This window comes from Vreelandella indica, assembly GCF_037070225.1.
Classification (GTDB): Bacteria; Pseudomonadota; Gammaproteobacteria; order Pseudomonadales; family Halomonadaceae; genus Vreelandella; species Vreelandella arctica.
Window position 1 is genome coordinate 78,487 of sequence record NZ_JBANSO010000017.1, and the last position, 21,891, is coordinate 100,377.

The following is a 21,891-nucleotide window of genomic DNA, read 5'->3' on the forward strand; positions in this document are numbered from 1 at the left end:
GGGAGCCAGCCCCTAGGGAGTTAGCCCAAGGGAGTTGGCTTTGGCGGAGGTGGAGAAAGTGCGCTTTCTAACGTGTATCTTCTTCTAGCCAGGTCAGCGTGGCGAGCGCCTCTTCTCGGTGCTCGCCACACACGCTGGCATCAAAGTTAAAACGTTCGCAAACCTTGGGGCGGCTCGGGTCACCAAATAGACGACACAGGTTGTATTCATCTAGCTGAACACAGCGTACCCCTGCCGGCTTGCCTTCTGGCATGCCGGGGATAGCAGAGCTAATCGAAGGCGCGATGCAGCAGGCGCCACACCCCGCACGACATCCTTCGCTCATAGCGCAGCACTTGGTGAAAACATAGCAATCGCGCCCTTGTTGATACCCTCGAACGCCTGAATGCGTGTGACTTGACCGCTCTGTGTGGCGACTTCCCGTGCCAGCCAGGCCGCAATATTTTCTACCGTGGTTGGCCCGGGCAGCACGGTACACAACGACGGTGGCAAGGTAATGGAAAAATCCCCCTGGGCAGCTCGGTAGCGGCAGGTAAGGGTTTCACTATTGCGAGCCGCGATATCTGCTTCTTCAAGAAGGTAGCGATTATTCAGCCATGCCGCCCACTGTTGCTCAAGCAGGGTTTGGCGCGCTTCCTGCTGCCAGATATACAGTCGTGAACGGTGGCCATGGGCAATGCGTTGGCAATTTCCTGCGTGCCGCTTCAGGCCGTGGCTGTAGCCGTATGCGGCGCCGTCGTTGGGTTCATCGCTAAGTGTTAGGGAAACCCGATCAACATTTTCAGGACGCTGCTCGGTCAGTTGGTGGCTTAAATGTTCAGCGACCATTTCAAGCGTAATAGCTTGCCAGGGAAGCAGGGTGAATGCCTCTTCCGGCCCGCGTACTTCCATTGGGTAGGGCGTCGTGGTACGGACGCATAACCCTTCAGGGCACTCGGAGACACTGATACCTGATGCCTCGGTGGGGACCAGTAGGGTATGGTCCAGCCCGCTGTCCAGGGTACGCTTAATCCACGGCTTCACTTCACCAAAATCGAACAGCATGCCGTCTTCACCCAGCTCGCCCTCCAGCACCGCGTCTACCTGCCAGCTACAGCCGACCAAGCCGCGCTTGGCGCACCAAAGCGAGATGTCGATATGGGTCAGTTGTTGAACGAATAAAGCCATTAATCAAAACCTGCTAATTTGTGCATTTGCAGCGAAAGACGCCATTGTGGATTAGCCATACAGTAAGCGGTCGTCTCAGCAACGGTTGTCTTGTCCTGGTGGAGGGGAGCAAGATCCATCGGCTGTAAAAAAAAGTGCTGAAAGTCCAAGCTTGAAAACTGCTCCGGGGGCGCATCAGCCTGGGGGTAAACGAGCTTTAATTCGTCGCCATGGGTAACGACCAAGGGATTGTTGCCCTTGGGGCTGACGCACAGCCAGTCAATGCCAGGGGGTGGCGCCAGCGTGCCGTTGGTTTCGACGGCTACCTCAAACCCATGGCGGTGCAGCGTGGCAATCAATGTCTCGTCAAGCTGCAGCAAAGGCTCACCACCGGTAAACACGACATAGGGTGTTGCCTTGGGCTTTTCACCACCGCTTTGGGCAGGCCAAAGGGCTGCAATGTGCTCGGCAAGGGCCTCGGCAGTGGCAAACTTTCCGCCGTTGATACCGTTAGTACCAATAAAATCGGTATCGCAAAACGTGCACTTAGCCGTTGTACGATCCACTTCGCGGCCCGACCACAGGTTGCAGCCGCTAAAACGACAAAAAACGCTTGCTCTTCCGGCCTGGGCGCCTTCCCCCTGCAGGGTATAAAACGCTTCTTTAACTTGGTACATCAGCGTTGTCCTGCGGTGTCTGGGGTATATGCCAATGGGTCTGTCACCCCGTTAGCGGCAAAGGCGGCTAGTCGTTCGCGGCAGCTACCGCAAACGCCGCAGGCTAGTTCTCGGCCTTCGTAACACGTCCAGGTGTGGCGGTAGTCCAAGCCCATGGCCAAGCCCTCACGCAGGATCTCTGCCTTGCTTGAAGAAAGGTAAGGCGCGTGGAGCGTGACGGGCTCGAAGTTGGCAATGCCTGCGACGTGGTTCATGGCCTCAACGAACTCGGGGCGGCAGTCCGGGTACAATATGTGATCGCCGCTATGGGCGCCGTAATCGACTCGCTCTGCGCCAATATTGACCGCTTTGGCAATCGCCAAAGAGAGTAAAATCATATTGCGATTAGGCACCACCGTAGCGCGTAAATTGTCCGCGGCGTAGTCGCCGTGGGGCATCGCTTGGTCTGGGTTGGTCAGCGCTGAATTATCAATCAGACCGTGGATGGCGCGAATATCGACCAACTGATGGGGCACGCCAAGCGTGGCGCAGACCTGACGAGCAGTGTCGAGTTCACGAGCATGCCGCTGGCCATAGTCAAACGAGAGCGCGTGGACGGTAAGTCCTTCGCGCAGCGCGCGGTGAAGCACGGTAAAAGAGTCCATTCCACCGGAATAGATAACGACAGTCGTGGCGCTATCAGCGGCCACAGGGGGTATTGATGACATGAGAAAACACTCGTTGTCGGAGAATTTATTGATCGCGAGCAGCAATTTGCTGGCGCGGCGTTCCGGGGTCCGGTCCGGAAAGGCGGCAGTTTACGCAATAGCGGCTAATCTGACCAGTTCTAGCGCATATTGGGGTAATTGCGGCATGGGCGGGCAGCATTAATATCAACATGCTACGCTAATCATCCACGTTGTTAGAGGGCAACCAATGGCTACCATTGAACACAGTGAAATTGTTAACGCTCCCCCCGAAAAGGTGTTCGAGTTACTGCGTCGCGTCGAGGATTTTGCTGATTACTCGGATCTAATCCGCTCCATCGACACATTGGGAGAGAACCGCTATCGATGGCACGTGCGCGCTGTCGGTATGGATTGGGCGTTTGATGTCATGGTCACCGAAGTTCAACCGCCCCATGTGCTTGCCTGGGAGTCGCTGGATGGGGTTAAAAACCAGGGGCGATACCGTCTTCGCGAAGTGCCGGAAGGGACTGAAGTGGCGCTGACGCTAAGCTATGAAATTCGCAACCGCCTAATGGAAAAGGCCGTTAACAAAGCGGCCAAGCCGCTGGTGGGAAAAGTCAGCCGGCAAATTCTTGACCGCGTTGAAGCGCGTTTAAACGGTTAGGGCGCTGCTTTTTAACGGCGCACCCAACGAGTGGTTGCCGAGGTTAGTGAGGCTTATGCATTGAAGCGTCCAGATGATCAACAACTTCGGCCCAATCGGCATCTTCATCCACGGCTTCTTTTAGAAACGCCGCTTGACCCTCGTTCCAGCAGGGTGCCTCTGCCAATGGCATTGACTCGGGGAGCGGGGCATTGCGCTTAATGAAGCGCTCGATGGAATCAGCATCAGACGCAAGGCCCAGCTGCTCAAACAGTTCACTGAAATGATGTACTGGCTTTTCCATAATTTATTGTTCCTTCAAACTGTTAGGTTACCCTTCTACACCATAGACGGAATCTCAAGGTATGCCAGCGCTGCGCAAATTCCGCTACGTTATCGTTCGCCGATCAGTGGTGTTAAAAAGCGCTGGCGCTGATCTTCTAATGAGATCGGCTGGGCCAGTAAGTGAGCCAGTTTGGTGAATGCTGCTTCCGGTGTCATGTCGTCGCCCGCCAGAATGCCTGCATCGCTCAGGCCGTGGCCAGCAGCGTAAGCGCCCAGTTGGATGCTCCCTTGCGGGCACTGGCTAATGGCGGCCAGTAGCTTGCCCTCTCCACTGGCTCTGGCCAGCACGTCCAGCAAGTGTGGGTCGTCGGGCAGGTTCCCTGCGCCCCAGAGCTGGAGTAACGCGCCTTTAACGCGCGAATCACCTAGCCACGTCTCAAGCTGCCAGGCTGTGATGCCAGGCCAGAGCATGATACGAACCACTTCCCCTTGATTAATCAAACGGTAGTCGGGCAGTTCAAAGCGTGGTGCTCCCCGTTGTTGCAGGGCCAGCCCACGACTGGGGTAATAAACGAAATCGTCGCCCACCCGTTCGCCGAGCAAGGGGTAGTTGGGGCTTGCAAAGGCATTGAGCGCTTCGCTGTGCTGTTTTATGGCGCGGACACCGCGAAGCAACTGCCCGGCAAAGTAAATAGCTACTTCTTGTAGCTCGGGCTTGGCGGCGAACTGCAGCGCGCCGTGCAGATTATCTAGTGCATCACTGCCGGGAGCTTCCAGCGGGCGCATGGCCCCCGTCACGATCACCGGGCGATCTAAACCTTGTAGCTGATAGGCAAGGCTAGCAGCAGTCCAACTGAGGGTGTCGGTGCCGTGAATGATGACAAAGCCTGCGTAGACCGTTAATTGGCTGCTAACATCGCGTGCAAGCTGCTGCCAAGTAAGCGGCGTAGCGGCGCTTGAGTCAATTAAGGTCGAATAGCTAACGACGTCATAGGCTGGAAGGGACTGCTGGTGAGCAAGCGGAAGCTGAGCAAGGGCCTTGGTCATTCGAGTGGCAAAGTCGCCACCGGGAGCAAGCCCATTGGCATGCTGTTGCATGCCAATCGTGCCCCCCGTGTAAATGACCAAGATGCGCTCTTGGGAAGCGCTGCTGCTAGCTAGCGGGGAGTAGGGGGGCATAGGCATCTCCTGGGCCTGTTACGATACTGGGAAATCATTATGAGCGTGTAATGCGCTCTACCAAAAGTCCACCACTCTGGTCATCTAGACGCTGATTACGTCCAGCCAGCAATGCAAAGCCACAGCATACGGTAAGCAGGGCGATTAACAGCCAGGCGATATGCGAGATGTTAGCGCCCGATTGAAGCATCACCCCGACGCCGAAAGGTCCTAGCGCTGCCAATGTATAACCACCGCCTTGAACTAGACCAGAAAGCTGCCCTGCAAGACGTGAGTTGGCTGTACGTAACACTAACAAACTGAGCGCTAAGCTAAAGCTGCCACCTTGACCGATGCCAAGGAGGGCCGCGCCGGGCCATTTCCATATTAATGGTGCGATAAGCAGCATCCACAGCCCCGCGGCCGTACTGAATAGCACCAGTAATAAAGCGGGACGTTGGTCCCGCCCCAGACGTGCTAGCCAAGGTGCGCCTAGCGCGGAGGCTAGTTGACACATAATCGAAACCGCCATGGTCCAGCCTGCATCGGCCTCGTTATAGCCGCGAGCAACTAATAAGGTGGGCAGCCAGCCAAAAACGATATAAGCCATGGAGGACTGAATACCCATAAACAGCATAACGTGCCAGGTAAGCGGCTGCTTAAGCAGTCGTAAAAGGCCACTTTTAGGCGGATTGAGCGTGTTCGATTGCAGTGAGCGTGGCATTTGAAAGTGCCATAAAACAAGCGCAAACAGTGCCAGTAGTGCCCAGCTCATTAAGCTTGCCTGCCAACTGCCGAGCAGCTGTGTTAGCGGTACGCTAAATCCGGCCCCTAAGGCGCCACCCAAGCAGAGTGCCATGGTATATAAGCCGGTGAGCAGGTCGGCACTCTGGGGCAGTTCGCGTTTTACCAAGGCGGGTAGTAGGGTGCCGCCAATGCCTATTGCGCCCCCCGCCATTGCAGAACCGACGAATAACACGCCGGGAAGCGGTAAGCCACGCAAAATAAGACCTGCTGCGAGAAGAATCAGCGCCGCACTCAGTGCGCGTTCACTGCCTATGCGTTTGGCAAGTGCAGGGGCTAGCGGTGCGGAGAGGCCTAAAAAGAGCACGGGAAGCGTGGTCAGTAGTCCCGCGGCAGTGGCTGAGAGACCCGCACTCTCTTGTAAGCGCGTCAGCAAAGGGGCAACTGAGGACATGGCAGGGCGTAAATTTAGCCCTACCACGACCATCAGCAGAATAAAGGTAATTGAACGACGGGATGCCATATCGATGCTTATTTCACGCCAACGTTTATTTAAGGTGAGGGCGCAAGTCTCCGCGAACAGCATCGAGTAGCGTGATGAAATGATAATCCTGTGAGGAGTCCAGGCTATCTACTCTAACGTTAGTGCGCATGCCTTTATCCATTAGCAGCTGGTCAAATATTTCTAACGTGAGCTTGCGTGCAGGCTTATCGCCTGGGGCCATAATGCCGTCTTCCAGGGTAAACGTTTCCAGCAGGGTGACACGCACACGGGTACTGTTACCTTCACTCAGTACGCGGCGCACAAACAACCACCCTTCGCAGGGCAGTGCATGGTTATCATCGCGTTGGCGTAAAAAAATCGTGCGGTAACAAGCGCCTTCAACAGATGCCTTTTCAGCCATGCTGCGGTAAGCCTGAGACACTTGATTCGCTGAGGCTCGAGCGTCCTCTAAACGCTGCACAATTCCTTGATGCTCACGGCTGAGCTGCTCTTGACGTTGAAATGTCAGCCATTGGCGGTAATCGGCCATAAGTTGAGAAGACGCCATAATCACTCCATGAATAAGGGGTTCATGCCTAACGGCTTAAAATAGCTGCTCAATATAGGAGGGGGAATATGCAAAGGCGACACCTTCGCATATTCCTGCCTATCAGGCTAGCGGCGGGCGCGACGTTTGCGTTCGCCACTAGTATTTGCGCTCTGGCCTTCGGGTTTGCGTTTGGCGCGAGGCTGGCGTTGATTGCGGCGACCATTCTCGATGGGCTCAGGTTTTATACTTGGGTCAGGCTCAAAGCCGGGTTCTATATGCTTGGGCAACGTCTGTTTAATCAGCCGTTCAATATTTCCCAGCAGCGCGTCCTCATCGACACATACCAGCGAGACGGCTTCGCCATTACTGCCTGCGCGTCCGGTACGCCCAATACGGTGCACATAATCTTCCGCCACGTTGGGTAGATCAAAGTTGACCACATGGGGCAGCTCGTTGATATCGAGGCCTCGGGCGGCGATATCAGTAGCCACTAATACTTGCAGGTCGCCACTTTTAAACGCTGTTAACGCGCGAGTACGTGCGCCTTGGCTTTTATTGCCGTGGATCGCCATCGAAGGAATATCTTGCTTAGAGAGCTGCTCAGCCAAGCGGTTGGCACCATGTTTGGTTCGCGTGAACACCAATACTTGGAACCAGCCATTTTGCTGAATTAAGTGGGCCAGCAGCTCGCGTTTTTTCTCGCGATCTACGCGGTAAATGGCCTGTTCAATTTTCTCCGCGGTGGTATTGCGCGGCGCTACTTCAATCATCGCTGGGTTGTCCAGCAACTGTTGAGCCAGGGTTTGAATCTCATTCGAGAACGTTGCCGAGAACAACAGGTTTTGACGCTTTTTAGGGACTAGGCGCAGGAGTCGTTTGATGTCGTGGATGAAGCCCATATCAAGCATACGGTCAGCTTCATCCAGGACTAAGATCTCAACGGACGAAAGATCTACATGGCCCTGCTGGTGAAGATCAAGAAGGCGCCCTGGTGTGGCGACAAGTACATCTAACCCAGCTTTAAGCGCATCGATTTGAGGCTGTTGACCGACACCGCCAAAGATAATGTGCGAGCGTAATGCTAAATGTTGGCCATAGGTGGTGACGCTTTCGCCTACTTGGGCGGCGAGTTCACGGGTTGGGGTTAATACCAAGGCGCGAACCTGACGTTTGCCCGGTCGCTTGCCTGTGTTTAAGCGTTGCAACATGGGCAGTGTGAAACCGGCGGTTTTGCCTGTGCCGGTTTGGGCGCTGGCTAACATGTCGCGACCTTCTAGCACGACAGGGATAGCTTGTCGCTGTATCGGGGTAGGGACGGTGTAACCTTGCGCTGTGACAGCGCGTAATAAATCGGCGTGCAGGCCAAGTTCAGAAAAGCTCATGCGTTCTCCGCAATCACCTAGTGAGTTAATACCGGTAAGTGGTTGTTGTCACTAGATGTAATGTTCAAAAAGCGAGGTTGATTGACCTTCGCGGCAGCGAAGTGTGCCAGATATCTCAGCATGCCGCGATGGTCGTTAGTTAGCCGTGGATGACCGTGAAAGGAGACGTGAAGATTACAGCGCTAAGAAATGCTGAGACTGATGTGCACGGGCACACCAGAAAACTTACGTATCAGTAATTAGCCGAGCAGTGTACCACGAATATACGATGCCAGCCTGTTTAGCTGTCTCGTGTCAGTGGTGAATGCTGGGCATGAAGAGGGATTAAACGAGCTAATGTCGCGGGCGGTAATTGCAGCTGGGCAAGCTCGCCAGGTGTTAACGCAAAAAATTGCTCGGGTGTGTGTACGCCTAGCTGAAATAGCTGTTGTGCCGTTGCCGGCCCCAGCCCATCAAGGGCGAGTAGTCGGCGTGCAAAGAGAGAAATAAACCGATTTTTTTGTTTGTTATCGAGCTCGGCACTGGCGGTTTGATAGTAATTCCCCGCGTGCAGAGTAATAAATTGCTCAATACGCTCAAGCGCGGCTAGTGTTGACGCGTCGAGCGAGTGAATGGCTAACTGATCGAGTAGGGCGTCGTGACTATGCAGGGCTGTTTCAAGGGTTGCGAGTGGTGCCTCTCCCTCCAGCAGGGATGTCACTGTCTGCATTAACGCATTGACCGCCTCGCGCAGTTGTTCAGCGGGCAATTCAGCAGTGTTGTTCGTTTCATCTATCATAAGAACATCCCTGATAAGGCTGATATTTAGCGTAGTTCAGCAAACCACGGTTAGTAAGCCTTACATTAATTAAAATAATGGCCTTGGCGTATTTCATTGGCGATAAGCTCGGCGGCTTGATCCCAGCTTTCGCTCAGCGCGCGCACAAGCGCTGGGTAGCCATCTTTTTCAAGCGGTGTCTCCGAGTAGAAATTCTCCATTACCAACAGTTCGCCAGCACCGTTGACTAATTGCCATTGGCCACTTGCAACGGCGACACCATCATAACGGCCTTGGAATTGATCAACAGTAAGGCGCAGGGTCAATGCGTCAGCGGGCTCGCCCTCTGCGCGCATTACCCTGAGTGTGGGCATTGCTTGCGATAAATTGGCGCGCATGCGGCGCTCTAACTGCCTATTCAATCCTTCCGCCCACTGATGTTCACGTGCAGCGTTCAGCGTAATGTCGTCCAGTTGCATCACTATGCCGTCTACATCTAGGTAGTGGGCCAGCCGAGGCGCGCTCAGGACGAGCGTACCCTCGGGCTGGTTTGTGGTGCTGCTTATTTGGTCGGTCGGCAGCATATAGCGCGCAGGAGGGGCGACACTGCTGGCACAAGCCGATACCAGTGCGCAGACCATTACTAGCAGTAAACACTTGATCCATTTCGTCATACTTGTTCCTATCAGCATGGAGGCCTCCTTAATCACGTGGCGCGCGCGGGATGGGGTCCTGGGCATCCAGGTTGTCAAACAGCAGAGCCCTAGGGTTGTCGTTAAGCGTGCGGGTAAGTGGCTGCAAATCACGCATTAAGCGATCCAGTCGTTCGATTGCTGTAGTGAGCTCTTGGTAAGCGGGCGATGACGGAGACAGCCCTTCCAGCGTGCTACGCAGTTCCTCAAGAGTCCCGTTTAGATTGCCACCAATAGCCTGGGTCTCAGGGTCGTTCAGCAGCTGATTGATGGAAGTGCTTACTTCACGCACTTCATTAAGTACGCTCTCGGAGGCCTGCAAGTTGCGATCCAAGCCAGCGAGTAGCGGTTCAACCTCAAGGCTGTTCAATTTCTCAAGCAAATCGGTCACTTGTGCTTGAATCTGCGCAAACCCGCCCGCCACGGTAGGGAATACGTCGCGCTCAGAGAATCGTTCGGCGACATACTCGTCGGCGAGGTCACGCTGGAAGTTTAAGTCGACAAACAGTGCGCCTGTCAGCAGGTTGCCACTTTTGAGTGACGCGCGTAGCCCCAGGCCAAACATGCGGTCAAAACGAGCTTGCCACTCTTCTAGATTAATATCGCTATTTTCAATACCCAGACGTTGCGGCTCAATCCTGATCAAGACAGGAATTGCAAAGCGCGCGCGCGAGTCAGGCTGAGGAGCGGTAAAGTTCCAGGGTACCGCGGCAACAGTGCCCATTCGCACCCCGCGAAATTCCACAGGGGCTCCTTTGGATAGACCGCGAACCGTTTCATCTACGAGTAGTACATACTCTAAATAACGATTAAAGGTTCCTTCTCGTGCAGCATCTTCATCGGCATAAAGGGTGAAGCGGGTATTGGCTTCGACTGGCTGCCCCATGGGTAGGTCTTCAGGTACGCCAAACGTAACGCCGCCGCCGAGTAATGCTTCAATGGATTCGACGTTAACGCGTACACCATCAGCACCTAAACGAAAATCGATACCACTAGAGGTCCAAAAACGTGTGCTGTCGGTCACTAAGTCGGTATACGGCTCTTCAATAAATACCTGATGCTGCATAGTGCGTGAATCAGGTTCAAAGCTATTTTCTTCAATGCGTCCCACGGTGTAGCCCTGATAGGAAACCGGGTCGCCAACGCGAAGAGAGTTTCCCAATTGGCTGGTTAGGCTTAGGCGCAGGCCTGCCTGCCCGGCCGGGGCGACGGGAGGGATGTCGCTAACAGGAAACTCGCGTCTTGGTGCTTCTTCTGTGCCGGGCTCAAGCTGAATGTAAGCGCCGGATAGTACGGTACCCAAGCCACTAATCCCTTCACGTCCAATGCGCGGTTTAACCACCCAGAAGCGACTATCTTCGCGCAGCATATCCTCGACTTCCGGCTGGATGCGGGCGGTTAATACCGCATGAGAGAGATCATCGGATAGACGCACACTCTGAACACGGCCAACCTCAACGTTGCGGCTGCGGATCAGTGTATTGCCCGCCTCGATGCCCTCTGCATTATCCATGGTAAGCGTGACTTGGGTGCCGCGACTGGAATAGTTGTCATATACCAGCCATAAGCCAATCGCGATGGCGACGATAGGCACTACCCAAATAGGCGAAAGGCGCGTTTGACGCGATGTCTTAGCCTTATTTAAATCCTGTTCGCTGGTGGAGTCAGCATTAGCCTGGTTGGAAGTAGGCGGAGTTGTTTCATTAGCCATCAACAGGTTCCTTGGTGGCCGTTTTACGGCGAAGAAGAAAGTGGCGAAAAGCGTTTCTATGGGGAGGTGAGTTATCCCATATTAAGCGTGGGTCAAATGTCATTGCCGCCAACATGGTTAACACAACCACAGAGCCGAAGGCGAGTGCAGCGGGACCTGGTGTAATCGACATTAATGATCCTGCACGGATTAGCGCCACCAAAATAGCGACCACAAACACATCGACCATCGACCAGCGGCCGATAAATTCCGTTAAGCGATAAAGCCGAGTACGGCTTTGGGCATTCAAGACACTGCTGCGTCTAACGACTAGGCAAAGCCAGGTTAAGGCAACTAATTTGCCGACGGGTACGATAACGCTAGCAATGAAAATGACGGCTGCAATTGGCCAGGAGCCCATCTGTATCAGTTGAACGACGCCGCCTATGATGGTTGACGGGGAAGAGCTGCCCAGGCTTGTGGTGGTCATAATCGGGTAAACGTTAGCAGGAATGTACATAATCGCTGAGGCGCCCAGCAGTGCCCATGTGCGCTGCAAACTATTCGGTAACCGCTGGTGAAGCTTTTCATGGCAGCGAATGCAATATCCTCGTCCTTGTGGCGATAGGCGATTAATAAGCCCGCAGGTGGGGCACCCAGTTAACCCTTGGCCAGCGGCAGGAATTCCAGTTTGAGTGCCGTCTGGGGCCAAGGGTTCTCCCTCTAGCGAGAACCACATCCAATCTGCGTCGATAGATTGAGTGGTCATCAGTAGTAATAGTGCAAACACGCAAAATGCCCAAAAGGATATGCCTAGATCAACATCGGCTAGGCCAGCTATTTTGATCAGGCTTACTAGAGCGCCAATAATAAATACATCGGCCATCATCCAGGGCGTTAAGTGCGCTAATGTGCGGGCAATATCCCGGCTATAGGGCATGGGATGATTGCGCAGAAGACCAAACTGAAGCCAAAGTACACCGAATAAGTAGACGGCTGGCAGTACCACAATCGTCATTATGATGGCGATGGCGACGATAGGCTGATGAAAGCCAATCAACGTGGTGGCCGTCTGAGTCAGCTCAATACGGTTACTAACACCGCTAACCGTAAAGCTAATAAAGGGAAATGACACCGCTACTATCAGCGCGATCAGTGATGCGATGGCCAATGCCATACTCCGCTGTGCTGGGTAGCGGTGGCGTGTGACTAACACATGAGAGCAGCGCGGGCAGCTGGCTTTTTCACCAGAGCTGAGTGGTGGGAGCGCCGAGACCCAGTCACATTCATGACAGGCACGCAAACGCCGTCGCTGAGTTCTTACCTCAGGTGGCGAGCGGTCAACGAGCGGTGTGTTGACCGGTAATGTGCGTTGCTTGGTTAATCTTTGTGGGGGCAAAAACCAAAACTCTCAGTGCGAATCCCTAGCTAAGCTACTAGGATATGGCGAATTAAGCTGTTAATTGCGCATGATAGCAAGACTATGTGGCTGAAATAATGCTTAAAAACATAGGCAAGCCGCTTGACCATGGCATCAGTTTAGACAACGATGCTGCGGCGCAATGGCGAGTGGCAGCGGATGAACAGCACTGCCGTTTGTTTCTCTGCCAGGATAGCTCCTCAGCAAGAGGTCGCAACGTGATAGTTAGCGTTGCTAGTAAAATCATCTTAGCGCCCTCGCCATGAAGTGGCACTAAGATACAAAACATTGAAATTAGTGCCGGTCATTATGCCATGAAGGAAATGAAATGTTGCTTCCCACATTAGCGGTTGTGTTTGGTTTGATCTTATTGGTTTGGAGTGCTGAAAAGTTTATTGACGGCGCTGCAGCAACATCGCGTTGGCTTGGGCTTTCGCCGCTGTTGATTGGGATGCTTGTCATCGGTTTTGGGACCTCGGCACCAGAAATGATGGTATCGGTGCTGGCGGCAATAGATGGTAACCCAGGGCTAGCGGTAGGTAATGCTTACGGTTCTAATATTGCCAATATCGGCTTAATACTGGGGCTGATAGCGCTTATTTCGCCATTAGCCGTTCATTCCAGTGTTATCCGTAAAGAGATGCCAATACTTATGCTAGTCATGCTGGTGACTGGCTTGATGCTGCTGGACGGTTTTGTAGCACGCTGGGAAGCCATCTGTCTTTTACTGGCATTAGTGGCTTTTATCGTTGTTAGTATTATTCGCTCGCGTAGTCAGCCTGACGACGCAATCGTATCTGAAGTAGCTGAGACCCTGGATAGCAAACCGATGTCCCGGGGTAAATCTATTATGTGGACCCTGGTAGGGCTGCTGTTTTTAATCGCTAGTTCACGTCTGTTGGTGTGGGGGGCGGTTGAAATTGCAGTCCGCTTCGGTGTCAGTGATTTGATTATTGGTCTAACCGTCGTCGCTATTGGTACCTCGCTGCCGGAACTCGCCTCTTCTATTAGCGCTCTGCGTCGGAAAGAACACGACTTGGTGTTGGGCAACGTGGTCGGTTCTAACCTGTTTAATAGCTTGGCGGTCGTTGGCCTAGCGGGGGTTATTGCGCCCATTGAAGCAGGTCGGGAAGTGCTGGTGCGCGACTGGAGTGTGATGACGGGTATGACGCTGCTGATGATTCTATTTGCGTTTTCTTGGCGTGGCCGCCCACGGCGTATAAATCGCTTGGAAGGTGGGATATTGCTGGCACTCTTTATCGCGTACACCGGTTATATGGTAAGCGTCGTCATTATGACTCGCTAGAGGCGTATGTTCCAAATAGCGCATCGCTATGGTGCTTGGTGCGTCAATGCGACCCATCTTGGGTATTAGGCTGTCAATGTATGATGGTGACTTAAACGAACAGTATGTTTAAAAATTAGCATAGTTAAGAAATAAGCTTAGTGCTTATAACTAAAAGTGCGCTGCCATTACGGCTCAACTAAGCTTGTGTTAACTCGTTGATGGAATATCGATTCAGGCCTTAGGAGAGTGAAATGGAACTTGATCCGCTCGTATTATCGCGATTGCAATTTGCATTCGTTGTGTCGTTTCACGCGATCTTCCCCGTGTTTACTATTGGTCTGGCGTCCTACATTGCGCTGCTTCATGGCCTATTCTTCAAGACCAACAATCCAGCTTGGGATCGTCTCTCGCTTTTCTGGACAAAGGTGTTTGCCGTTGTCTTTGGGATGGGGGTCGTGTCAGGTATTGTGATGTCGTTTCAGTTTGGTACTAACTGGAGCAATTTTTCCCTAGCTTCTTCTAACTTCCTTGGTCCCATGCTGAGCTATGAGGTGGTGACAGCTTTCTTCCTGGAAGCCGCTTTCTTAGGCGTGCTCTTGTTTGGTCGAGGTAAGGTGCCTCAAGGGGTGCATCTGTTTGCCTCTATTATGGTGGCGATTGGGACGTTCATTTCCGCTTTTTGGATTTTATCTGCCAACAGTTGGTTGCATACACCAGCAGGCGTTGAGCTGATCGACTTTCGATTCCATGTTACTTCTTGGCGCGAGGCGATCTTTAACCCGTCATTCCCATACCGCTTCTTGCATATGGCCGTTGCCTCTTTCTTAACAGGCGGCTTTGTAGTGGCGGGGGTTAGCGCATGGTTCTTGTTACGAGATCGCGATCCGGAGGCAAACCGCCGAGCACTCTCAATGTGTCTTTGGCTGCTGCTTTTTTTAGCACCGACTCAAGCGGTTATTGGCGATTTTCATGGACTGAATACTCTGGAGCACCAGCCGACCAAGGTTGCTGCGATGGAAGGTCATTGGGAGACGTCCACCAATGTGCCATTGCTTCTTTTTGCCATTCCTGACCAGGAGGCCCAGACTAATAACTTTGCGTTTGGTATTCCTAATCTAGCAAGCCTCATTCTTACTCACTCACCTGACGGGGAGATTCCTGGCATCAGTGAAGCGCCACCGGAAGAGCAACCGCCTGTCATCATTGTGTTCTGGGCATTCCGTGTAATGGTGGGGATTGGCCTGTTAATGATAGCGGTAGCGTTCGCAGGACTGATCCTACGCCGTAAAGGGCGTGTCTATGAACAACCACTGTTTTTAAAAACACTTACTGGCATGATTGCGATGCCTTTTGTCGCTGTATTGGCGGGTTGGATTGTCACTGAATCGGGTCGGTCTCCGTGGTTAGTTTACGGCATGATGACCCATGAAGAAGGGCTAACGCCTTCGCTGACGGGGCCAATGGCGTTATTCACTTTGATCGGTTATGTCTTAGTCTACGGCGTAGTGTTTTATACGGGTGTTTATTATCTCACGCGAGTGGTGCGTAACGGTATGTTGCCAGAAGAAGAGCGTGAAACAGCCAGTGATAACTTCAAGCGTCCGATGCGGCCTATGTCGGCTGCCCATACTCCCTTTGATGATGATGTTGACCCGGTGAGGAGCTAAACATGGAAATGTTTGATTTAACGTTGATCTGGGCCTTTATCATCGGCTTCGGCATTATGATGTATGTACTGATGGATGGGTTTGATTTGGGGCTGGGTATTCTCTACCCCTTTGCACCTGATGAAGATGCCCGGGATGTGATGATGAATTCGGTGGCGCCAATATGGGATGGCAACGAAACATGGCTAGTGCTTAGTGGGGCAGGGTTGCTAGGCGCATTTCCTCTGGTTTATTCGGTGTTTTTGCCAGCTTTGTACATTGGTGTTTTTTTGATGTTGGCTGGATTGATCTTCCGTGGCATCGCTTTCGAGCTTCGTTTTAAGTCACGGCGTAATCGGCACTGGTGGAACCGCGCATTTTGCTGGGGGTCGGCGATCGCTGCCTTTGCGCAAGGTGCCGTGGTAGGTGCTTATATTCAAGGTTTTCCGGTTGAGAATTTCGCCTATGTGGGCGGAGCCTTTGATTGGCTAACGCCTTTCTCTGTATTAACCGGCCTTGGCTTAATGGCAGGCTACGCGCTACTTGGGGCTACTTGGCTGATACTTAAATCAGAAGGCCATATTCAAGACTGGGCCTATAAAATTACCCCCATGCTATTAGCGCTTGTGCTAGGGGTTTTTGCGATTATCAGTATTTGGACGCCGTTCGTTAACCCAATGGTGTGGGAACGCTGGTTTGGCAATCTGCAATTGATCTGGATATTCCCTGCGCTGGCATTGCTATCGGCGTTTATGGTTTATCGTTCGGTTAAGCGTCGGGACGAAGGTATTCCTTTTATCGCCACCATCGGTATTTATCTATTTACCTATTTAGGTTTGATTGTCAGTAAATGGCCGGTCATTGTGCCCCCGAACTACACGTTGTGGGATGCAGCTTCAGCCCCTGAATCACAGCTTTTTTTATTGATTGGCATGCTCTTCGTTATCCCCATCATCCTTGCGTACACTTCTTGGACGTATTGGGTGTTCCGCGGCAAGGTGCGTGTAGGCGAGGGATACCACTAAGCGCATGGTAACAACTGATGAGGCGCTCTCCCTTACGCCGCGCAGCTGGCTGAAATCGCTGGCAAGGGGAGAGCGTAAACGCCTGCTGGGCTCTGCTCTTTGCGGTGTGCTGGTCGGCAGTCAAACGGTTGTGGTAGTGGTTGGCTTGGCCTGGCTGATTGATCAACTGATTGTGCATGATCGTTTACCCATTGATCTGTTGCCGGTATTTGCCCTGCTGGTGGGTAGCGTGCTGTTACGTGCAGCCTTTCAGTGGGGCCATGAGACCTTGAGCCTGGAGGCAAGCTTGCGAATTCGTCAGCGCGCCAGGGCTCAGCTGTTGGATAAATTGTCCGCGCTAGGGCCGATTTGGCTGACCAGCCAACATAGCGGCTCTCTAGCCAGTCAGGTGGTTGAGCACATTGATACGTTGGAAGGCTATTTTGCACGCTTTTATCCGCAACTGAGGATTACGCTTTATTTACCGCTATTAATAGTGGCAGTGGTGGGGTGGCTGGACTATTTGGTAGCACTTTTTTTACTGCTTTCTGCCCCGCTTATTCCTCTTTTTATGGCGCTGGTGGGTATGGGAGCTGAACGTCTTAATCGCGATCAGTTTGTTGCCGTCTCACGCCTTTCAGCCCACTTTATTGACCGTGTGCGCGGTATGACCACGCTGCAACTATTTGGGCGGACGTCAGCTGCTCAGCAGGATGTCTGGCATGCCACTGATAGTTATCGGCGTCTTAGTATGCGTACTTTGCGCCTGGCCTTCCTTTCCTCCGCAGTACTTGAGTTTTTTTCCTCGGTAGCGATTGCCGTTGTGGCCATGTATGTGGGCTTCGGGCTGCTGGGTTATATCGAGTACGGGCCTTCATCGTCACTCACGCTTTTTTCTGGCTTAGCAGTGTTATTGCTGGCTCCTGAGTTTTTCCAGCCTTTGCGTACGCTGTCTCAGCATTACCATGACCGTGCGGCGGCGCTGGGGGCTGCTGAAAGCGTGGTGAGTATACTCAATCAGCCCGCCTTGGTGAGTGAACGTGACTTTATACCGCCGTTGTTGGCATCCTCGGTTATTGAGTTAACGGCCGTTAGCGTTGCTTATCCCGTACGTGGGCAAGTCATTGGTCCTATTGATCTTACGATTAAGAGGGGAGAGGTGGTGGCGATTAGCGGAGCCTCGGGCAGTGGGAAATCGACCCTGCTGGCGCTACTGGCAGGCTTTATTGCTCCAAGTTCAGGCGAGTATCGCCATCAAGAAAATAGCCAATACGCTTGGTTAGATCAGCAGCCTTGCCTCTTGCATGGCAGCTTGATTGATAATCTTTGTTTAGCGTCACCCCGCGCTACCCGTGAAGAAATGGTGACTGCGCTTCAGCGAGCAGGTTTTGGGCCTCTTTTAACCCAGCTGCCTGATGGCCTGGATACGCTTATTGGTGAGCGCGGAGTAGGGCTGTCAGGTGGGCAGGCCCAACGCCTTGCTCTTGCGCGCGTATATCTCAGCAATGCCCCGCTAGTGCTGTTGGATGAGCCTACAGCGAGCTTAGATCAGGAGACTGAGCAGTTCGTTATGTCGGCTTTGCTTGAGCTTGCCCAGGAGGGACGCACTCTGGTGATAGCGACTCACCATCCAGAGGTGATTGCCGTTGCCCAGCGCCACTTTGCTTTTAATAAGGGCGAGTTGGTAGAGGCAATCCTATGAGTTCCATTTTTCGAGACTTCCTTCCCTGGCTGCAGCTGTTAGTGCGACGGCGTCAGCGCTTTTTGGTGGGTGCTTTGCTGGTTTGGGTCACTCTTATCGCTGGGCTTGCCCTGCTGGGTTTGTCGGGCTGGTTTATTACGGCCAGTGCCCTGGCCGGTATCGCCCTAGCGATGGGTATGCCTGCGCGACTCGATGTTTATGTTCCCGGTGGCGGCATTCGTTTCTTCGCCTTGGCACGTACTATTGCGCGTTATATTGAGCGGCTCTATAACCATAATACGGTGTTAACGCTGCTTGCTGACTTGCGTTATCGCGTGTTTGGCTATTTAACGCGGCTAGACGATGCTCGTTTGCATGGTAAGCGTGCCAGTGACTGGCTTAGCCGGTTAACGGCGGATATCGACACCCTGGATAATTTATACCTGCGCCTTTTAGTGCCACCGTTAGTGACGCTGCTTGGCGTGGTGGCTGTGTCGCTTTTTGTGGCTATTTGGTTGCCCAGCGTTGCCTTGCTGATGGCGGTGACATTGGGCTTGCTCTGGTTGCTGGTGACCCTCTTTGCTGCTACCTGGGGATTTTCGCAAAGCTATCAGCAGGTAGTGGATCAGCAGTCGCTGCGCCGCCTAGTGGTCGATCAAGTGCAGGCATCGGCTGAGTTAATGAGCTATCAAACGACCCAGTGGCACCGGATGCTTATCGCTACTCAAGAGCAGCAAGCATTCAGCAATCAGCGTCGTTTAGGTCGCAAGGCAGCGTTCTTAAACTGCTTGGTGAGTGCCGTTAGTGGTTTGATGGTGTTGGCAGTATTGTGGCTTGCTAGTGTGATATTTAGCCAGCAGCTGGTGACGGGCCCTATTGTAGTAATGGCGGTATTGATTGCATTGGGGGTGAACGAGGCCTTTCTGACGCTGCCCGCTAGTTTTGTGAAGCTGGGCGCGAGCTACGCGGCGGTGCGTCGGTTAAATGAGTTCACCGGTGACCCACCGTCGGCTGTCTCCGCGGTTACGCTACCTAATGATGTTGGTTTAACCATTCAGGCGAATCAGCTCTCTCTTCATTATGCGCAAACATTAGAGCCCGCGTTAAGTCGTATTGATTTTCAGCTGCCCGCTGGAAAGCGAGCGGTGATTACCGGTAACTCCGGGGCCGGTAAATCGTCTTTAGCCAGTGTGTTGGTGGGGCGTTTAAGAGCCACGCAGGGTGAGGTGATGGTAGGCGGCGTGCCAGCGTGGCAACTCTCGGAGGAGAGCCGTGCCAAACACTTCGCCATACTCACTCAGCAAGTGGATTTGTTTGATGCTTCTTTAGCCGAGAACTTGCGTATTGCCAGCCCCGCCGCTAGCGATAACATGCTTTGGGACGTATTGAGTGACGTTGTCTTGGATAGCTGGGTTGAGCAGCTGCCGAAAGGCTTAGCTACGGCGGTGGGCGAGAAAGGCCAGCAGCTTTCGGGTGGTCAGGGTAGGCGTTTGGCATTGGCCCGCCTGATGCTGTGCAACCCGCAACTAGTGATTCTTGATGAGCCATTTGCGGGCGTTGATGCCAAAACGGCACAACATGTCGCTGCTTCACTTGATAAATGGCTTGTTAATCGCACGGCTATTTTCTTTGTCCATCAAATTAGTTCGCTGAACCTATTACCTGGCGTCGAGTACCACTGGGATCTAGATGCCGGTAAACTTAGCCAATGCTTGAGTGAATAAATCAATTAGTTAATACGACAGCACGGAGCCTTCCATGCACGATTTTTTACGTAACCTTCCTAAAGTAGAGCTCCATTTGCATATCGAAGGTTCGCTGGAACCAGAATTAATGTTTGCCTTGGCGCAACGTAATCACATTGATTTACCCTATGCCTCGGTGCAAGAAGCCAAAGATGCTTACCATTTCAGCGACCTGCAAGGTTTCCTGAATCTCTATTTCCAAGGCATGAATGTGCTTCGTAATGAAGAGGATTTTTACGACTTGGCGATGGACTATTTCAAGCGTGCGCGGGGAGAGGGCGTAGTGCATATCGACATGCATTTTGACCCCCAAGCACATCTGCAGCGTGGTGTTCCTCTCGAAGTAGTCATGGCTGGATTATTAAAAGCCAAGCAGGAAGCCGAGGAGACACTCGATCTCTCTATCGGCATGATTATGGCTTTTCTACGTGATCGTCCTGCAGATGAGGCATTGCATGTGCTTGAGCAGGCCGCTCCCTATTGGAAAATGCTGGATGCCGTCGGTTTAGATAGCGCTGAGCAAAATAATCCGCCTGCTGAGTTTGTCGAAGTGTTCGAGCGTGCCAAGCAGCTTGGTCTTGTTCGAGTGGCCCATGCAGGAGAGGAAGGCCCTGCAGAATATATTCAAGAAGCCCTGGATCTACTTGATGTTCAACGTATTGATCATGGCGTGCGCTGTTTGGAAAGTGATAAGGTAGTTGAGCGTTTGCGCAGCGAGCAAACTGTATTAACGGTCTGCCCACTTTCTAACGTGAGTTTAAAGGTGGTGGAAGATCTGCGTGATCACCCGCTTCCTAAGCTGTTGGCTGAAGGGCTCAAGGTCACGATTAGCTCAGATGATCCCGCTTACTTTGGTGGCGGCATGCTGACTAATCACATCGCTTGCGCTGAAGCATTTGGCTGGGGCGAGACAGTATTTCGTCAGTTAACGCGTAATGCTATCGAAGAAGCCTTTACTACTCAGGAGCGTCGGGCAGAGCTGCTGGCCCGTTTGGCTGAGGTATAGCACATTGCCGCCTGGTGATACTGACCAGGCGGCTGCTTTGTTTAAGTCAGTAAGTTAATTAAGGTAGTGCGGGCACTTCAAATTCGGGCATTTCGCCGGTTAATGTGTTCAAAAAAGCTGTTATGTCACCAATAGTGTCATTATCAAACTCCCGCCCCAGCATCTCTTGTCCCATTATGGCAACAGCTTCTTCTAGTGTTTCGGTGGCGCCGTTATTCATATAAGGATAGGTCACCGCCACATTGCGGAGCGTGGGAGTTCTGAAACGGTACTTATCGCTCTCTTCTTCTGTGACAACATAGCGACCTAGGTCGGTTGACCCCGGCACTTGAATCGCATGGAATTGGCTGTCGGTAAAGTTTGAACCACGATGACAAGCGATACAGCCATTATCAACAAAGGCCACCATGCCATCTTTAGCTTGTTCGCTAATTGCTTCTTGATCGCCGTGTAGGTAACGATCAAAAGGTGAGTTGGGTGTGTTGAGTGTGCGTTGGAACGCGGCCAGTGCATGCGCTAGGTTGTCATCGGTAATGGGGTCTTCTTGGTTAGGATACGCTTCGCCGAATTTTTCCTGATAAAGCTCAAACCCTACTAACCGATCTAGCGCCATTTCTAAATCCATGGCCATTTCTACTGGTGCTTCAATTGGCCCTAACGCTTGGGCTTCTAAATCAGCAGCTCGGCCATCCCAGAACTGGGATCCCAAAAAGCCACTGTTGAGCACGGTAGGGGTGTTGCGCTCCCCGATTTGCCCGTCATGGCCAACCGCTCGTGGTATGCGGTCAGCCCAGCCAAGCGCCGGATTATGGCAAGTGGCGCAGCTGATAACGCCGCTAGAAGATATACGCGGTTCAAAAAATAGCATATTACCCAGCTCAATCTTCTCTTCTGTAAGTGAGTTATCTGCAGGAATAGGCGGTAAGTGAGGCAGCGCTTCGAAGCGGTTACGATAGTTTTCCAGTCCGTCCTCTGCGCTTGCCATATTGGTTGTAAGAACAGCACCCGCTATCAGAACAGGTATGACGATAGCTTTTATAGTCATCATTATTTCTCCCTTGCTTTTACGAACGGCGGTTTGAGTCCGCTTATTCTTAAGCTTACTGAATCGCCCCAGGTTTCGTAGACACCTCCAGGCCTTATACTAAAGGTATCTAGGAGGAACCATGAGCCATCCCCGCTACACTGAAGAATTCAAAATCGAAGCCGTCAAACAGGTGGTAGA

The 21,891-nt window shown here is 52.7% G+C and carries 21 protein-coding genes; 7 read left to right on the top strand and 14 right to left on the bottom strand.

What is annotated here, in order from left to right; translation table 11 throughout:
* Positions 1 to 67: 67 nt before the first annotated feature.
* From V8L71_RS13035 to queC, 4 genes are read right to left on the bottom strand one after another with little or no spacing between them, the layout of a single operon-like run.
* Positions 68 to 325: a YkgJ family cysteine cluster protein gene (locus V8L71_RS13035; protein ID WP_101145414.1), complete on the bottom strand. Its 258-nt coding sequence runs from the start codon at positions 323 to 325 to the stop codon at positions 68 to 70.
* Positions 322 to 1,167, bottom strand: coding sequence for a 6-pyruvoyl trahydropterin synthase family protein (locus V8L71_RS13040; protein ID WP_101145413.1), 846 nt, complete (start codon positions 1,165 to 1,167; stop codon positions 322 to 324). The genes V8L71_RS13035 and V8L71_RS13040 overlap by 4 nt, the downstream gene beginning before the upstream one ends.
* On the bottom strand, positions 1,167 to 1,823 hold the full coding sequence (queE, locus tag V8L71_RS13045; protein WP_101145412.1) for a 7-carboxy-7-deazaguanine synthase: 657 nt from the start codon (positions 1,821 to 1,823) through the stop codon (positions 1,167 to 1,169). Before queE ends, V8L71_RS13040 begins: the two co-directional genes overlap by 1 nt.
* Entirely contained in the window at positions 1,823 to 2,530 is a 708-nt protein-coding gene (queC, locus tag V8L71_RS13050; RefSeq protein WP_101145411.1) for a 7-cyano-7-deazaguanine synthase QueC, read from the bottom strand. The genes queE and queC overlap by 1 nt, the downstream gene beginning before the upstream one ends.
* Before the next feature lie 208 nt (positions 2,531 to 2,738).
* Between queC and V8L71_RS13055 the strand changes: the two genes are divergently transcribed.
* A complete protein-coding gene (locus V8L71_RS13055) occupies positions 2,739 to 3,155 on the top strand; it encodes an SRPBCC family protein (protein WP_101145410.1) in 417 nt (138 codons plus the stop codon).
* Positions 3,156 to 3,198: 43 nt separating this feature from the next.
* Here the strand turns inward: V8L71_RS13055 and V8L71_RS13060 are convergent, their stop codons facing one another.
* The 9 genes from V8L71_RS13060 to V8L71_RS13100 all read right to left on the bottom strand — a co-directional run bounded on the left by V8L71_RS13060 (position 3,199) and on the right by V8L71_RS13100 (position 12,275).
* The gene (locus tag V8L71_RS13060) at positions 3,199 to 3,438 is read right to left on the bottom strand and encodes a DUF2789 domain-containing protein (protein ID WP_101145409.1); all 240 of its coding nucleotides are present in this window, start codon (positions 3,436 to 3,438) and stop codon (positions 3,199 to 3,201) included.
* Positions 3,439 to 3,527: 89 nt separating this feature from the next.
* Positions 3,528 to 4,598 (bottom strand): asparaginase, encoded by a 1,071-nt coding sequence (locus tag V8L71_RS13065; protein ID WP_232774573.1) that lies wholly within the window; start codon positions 4,596 to 4,598, stop codon positions 3,528 to 3,530.
* A gap of 37 nt (positions 4,599 to 4,635) precedes the next feature.
* Positions 4,636 to 5,844: an MFS transporter gene (locus V8L71_RS13070; RefSeq protein ID WP_101145430.1), complete on the bottom strand. Its 1,209-nt coding sequence runs from the start codon at positions 5,842 to 5,844 to the stop codon at positions 4,636 to 4,638.
* 25 nt (positions 5,845 to 5,869) lie between these two features.
* Complete coding sequence (locus V8L71_RS13075; RefSeq protein WP_008956259.1) at positions 5,870 to 6,373, bottom strand: hypothetical protein; 504 nt, start codon at positions 6,371 to 6,373, stop codon at positions 5,870 to 5,872.
* Between the two features lie 107 nt (positions 6,374 to 6,480).
* Entirely contained in the window at positions 6,481 to 7,737 is a 1,257-nt protein-coding gene (locus tag V8L71_RS13080) for a DEAD/DEAH box helicase (protein ID WP_101145407.1), read from the bottom strand.
* 280 nt (positions 7,738 to 8,017) lie between these two features.
* Complete coding sequence (locus V8L71_RS13085) at positions 8,018 to 8,515, bottom strand: hypothetical protein (protein WP_101145406.1); 498 nt, start codon at positions 8,513 to 8,515, stop codon at positions 8,018 to 8,020.
* A 65-nt stretch (positions 8,516 to 8,580) separates the two neighbouring features.
* On the bottom strand, positions 8,581 to 9,186 hold the full coding sequence (locus V8L71_RS13090) for a PqiC family protein (protein ID WP_232774571.1): 606 nt from the start codon (positions 9,184 to 9,186) through the stop codon (positions 8,581 to 8,583).
* Between the two features lie 10 nt (positions 9,187 to 9,196).
* Positions 9,197 to 10,897, bottom strand: coding sequence for an intermembrane transport protein PqiB (gene pqiB, locus V8L71_RS13095; RefSeq protein WP_101145405.1), 1,701 nt, complete (start codon positions 10,895 to 10,897; stop codon positions 9,197 to 9,199).
* Positions 10,890 to 12,275: a PqiA/YebS family transporter subunit gene (locus V8L71_RS13100; protein WP_336274368.1), complete on the bottom strand. Its 1,386-nt coding sequence runs from the start codon at positions 12,273 to 12,275 to the stop codon at positions 10,890 to 10,892. Before V8L71_RS13100 ends, pqiB begins: the two co-directional genes overlap by 8 nt.
* Positions 12,276 to 12,624: 349 nt before the next feature.
* Between V8L71_RS13100 and V8L71_RS13105 the strand changes: the two genes are divergently transcribed.
* The 6 genes from V8L71_RS13105 to V8L71_RS13130 all read left to right on the top strand — a co-directional run bounded on the left by V8L71_RS13105 (position 12,625) and on the right by V8L71_RS13130 (position 20,666).
* Positions 12,625 to 13,602 (top strand): calcium/sodium antiporter, encoded by a 978-nt coding sequence (locus V8L71_RS13105; protein WP_336274369.1) that lies wholly within the window; start codon positions 12,625 to 12,627, stop codon positions 13,600 to 13,602.
* Between the two features lie 233 nt (positions 13,603 to 13,835).
* Entirely contained in the window at positions 13,836 to 15,251 is a 1,416-nt protein-coding gene (locus V8L71_RS13110; protein ID WP_336274370.1) for a cytochrome ubiquinol oxidase subunit I, read from the top strand.
* Positions 15,252 to 15,253: 2 nt separating this feature from the next.
* A complete protein-coding gene (gene cydB, locus V8L71_RS13115; RefSeq protein WP_176304934.1) occupies positions 15,254 to 16,255 on the top strand; it encodes a cytochrome d ubiquinol oxidase subunit II in 1,002 nt (333 codons plus the stop codon).
* Positions 16,256 to 16,259: 4 nt separating this feature from the next.
* The gene (gene cydD, locus V8L71_RS13120) at positions 16,260 to 17,936 is read left to right on the top strand and encodes a thiol reductant ABC exporter subunit CydD (RefSeq protein ID WP_336274371.1); all 1,677 of its coding nucleotides are present in this window, start codon (positions 16,260 to 16,262) and stop codon (positions 17,934 to 17,936) included.
* Positions 17,933 to 19,639, top strand: coding sequence for a thiol reductant ABC exporter subunit CydC (gene cydC, locus V8L71_RS13125; RefSeq protein WP_336274372.1), 1,707 nt, complete (start codon positions 17,933 to 17,935; stop codon positions 19,637 to 19,639). The genes cydD and cydC overlap by 4 nt, the downstream gene beginning before the upstream one ends.
* A gap of 34 nt (positions 19,640 to 19,673) precedes the next feature.
* Entirely contained in the window at positions 19,674 to 20,666 is a 993-nt protein-coding gene (locus tag V8L71_RS13130; protein WP_336274373.1) for an adenosine deaminase, read from the top strand.
* 58 nt (positions 20,667 to 20,724) lie between these two features.
* Here V8L71_RS13130 and V8L71_RS13135 read toward each other — a convergent pair whose 3' ends face one another.
* Complete coding sequence (locus V8L71_RS13135) at positions 20,725 to 21,711, bottom strand: cytochrome-c peroxidase (protein ID WP_008956271.1); 987 nt, start codon at positions 21,709 to 21,711, stop codon at positions 20,725 to 20,727.
* Positions 21,712 to 21,891 lie beyond the last annotated feature (180 nt).

Coding starts and splice junctions, on each gene's coding strand:
- V8L71_RS13035 (WP_101145414.1), bottom strand. CDS start 325: ATGAGCGAAGGATGTCGTGCGGGGTGTGGCGCCTGCTGCATCGCGCCT.
- V8L71_RS13040 (WP_101145413.1), bottom strand. CDS start 1,167: ATGGCTTTATTCGTTCAACAACTGACCCATATCGACATCTCGCTTTGG.
- queE (WP_101145412.1), bottom strand. CDS start 1,823: ATGTACCAAGTTAAAGAAGCGTTTTATACCCTGCAGGGGGAAGGCGCC.
- queC (WP_101145411.1), bottom strand. CDS start 2,530: ATGTCATCAATACCCCCTGTGGCCGCTGATAGCGCCACGACTGTCGTT.
- V8L71_RS13055 (WP_101145410.1), top strand. CDS start 2,739: ATGGCTACCATTGAACACAGTGAAATTGTTAACGCTCCCCCCGAAAAG.
- V8L71_RS13060 (WP_101145409.1), bottom strand. CDS start 3,438: ATGGAAAAGCCAGTACATCATTTCAGTGAACTGTTTGAGCAGCTGGGC.
- V8L71_RS13065 (WP_232774573.1), bottom strand. CDS start 4,598: ATGCCCCCCTACTCCCCGCTAGCTAGCAGCAGCGCTTCCCAAGAGCGC.
- V8L71_RS13070 (WP_101145430.1), bottom strand. CDS start 5,844: ATGGCATCCCGTCGTTCAATTACCTTTATTCTGCTGATGGTCGTGGTA.
- V8L71_RS13075 (WP_008956259.1), bottom strand. CDS start 6,373: ATGGCGTCTTCTCAACTTATGGCCGATTACCGCCAATGGCTGACATTT.
- V8L71_RS13080 (WP_101145407.1), bottom strand. CDS start 7,737: ATGAGCTTTTCTGAACTTGGCCTGCACGCCGATTTATTACGCGCTGTC.
- V8L71_RS13085 (WP_101145406.1), bottom strand. CDS start 8,515: ATGATAGATGAAACGAACAACACTGCTGAATTGCCCGCTGAACAACTG.
- V8L71_RS13090 (WP_232774571.1), bottom strand. CDS start 9,186: ATGCTGATAGGAACAAGTATGACGAAATGGATCAAGTGTTTACTGCTA.
- pqiB (WP_101145405.1), bottom strand. CDS start 10,897: ATGGCTAATGAAACAACTCCGCCTACTTCCAACCAGGCTAATGCTGAC.
- V8L71_RS13105 (WP_336274369.1), top strand. CDS start 12,625: ATGTTGCTTCCCACATTAGCGGTTGTGTTTGGTTTGATCTTATTGGTT.
- V8L71_RS13110 (WP_336274370.1), top strand. CDS start 13,836: ATGGAACTTGATCCGCTCGTATTATCGCGATTGCAATTTGCATTCGTT.
- cydB (WP_176304934.1), top strand. CDS start 15,254: ATGGAAATGTTTGATTTAACGTTGATCTGGGCCTTTATCATCGGCTTC.
- cydD (WP_336274371.1), top strand. CDS start 16,260: ATGGTAACAACTGATGAGGCGCTCTCCCTTACGCCGCGCAGCTGGCTG.
- cydC (WP_336274372.1), top strand. CDS start 17,933: ATGAGTTCCATTTTTCGAGACTTCCTTCCCTGGCTGCAGCTGTTAGTG.
- V8L71_RS13130 (WP_336274373.1), top strand. CDS start 19,674: ATGCACGATTTTTTACGTAACCTTCCTAAAGTAGAGCTCCATTTGCAT.
- V8L71_RS13135 (WP_008956271.1), bottom strand. CDS start 21,711: ATGACTATAAAAGCTATCGTCATACCTGTTCTGATAGCGGGTGCTGTT.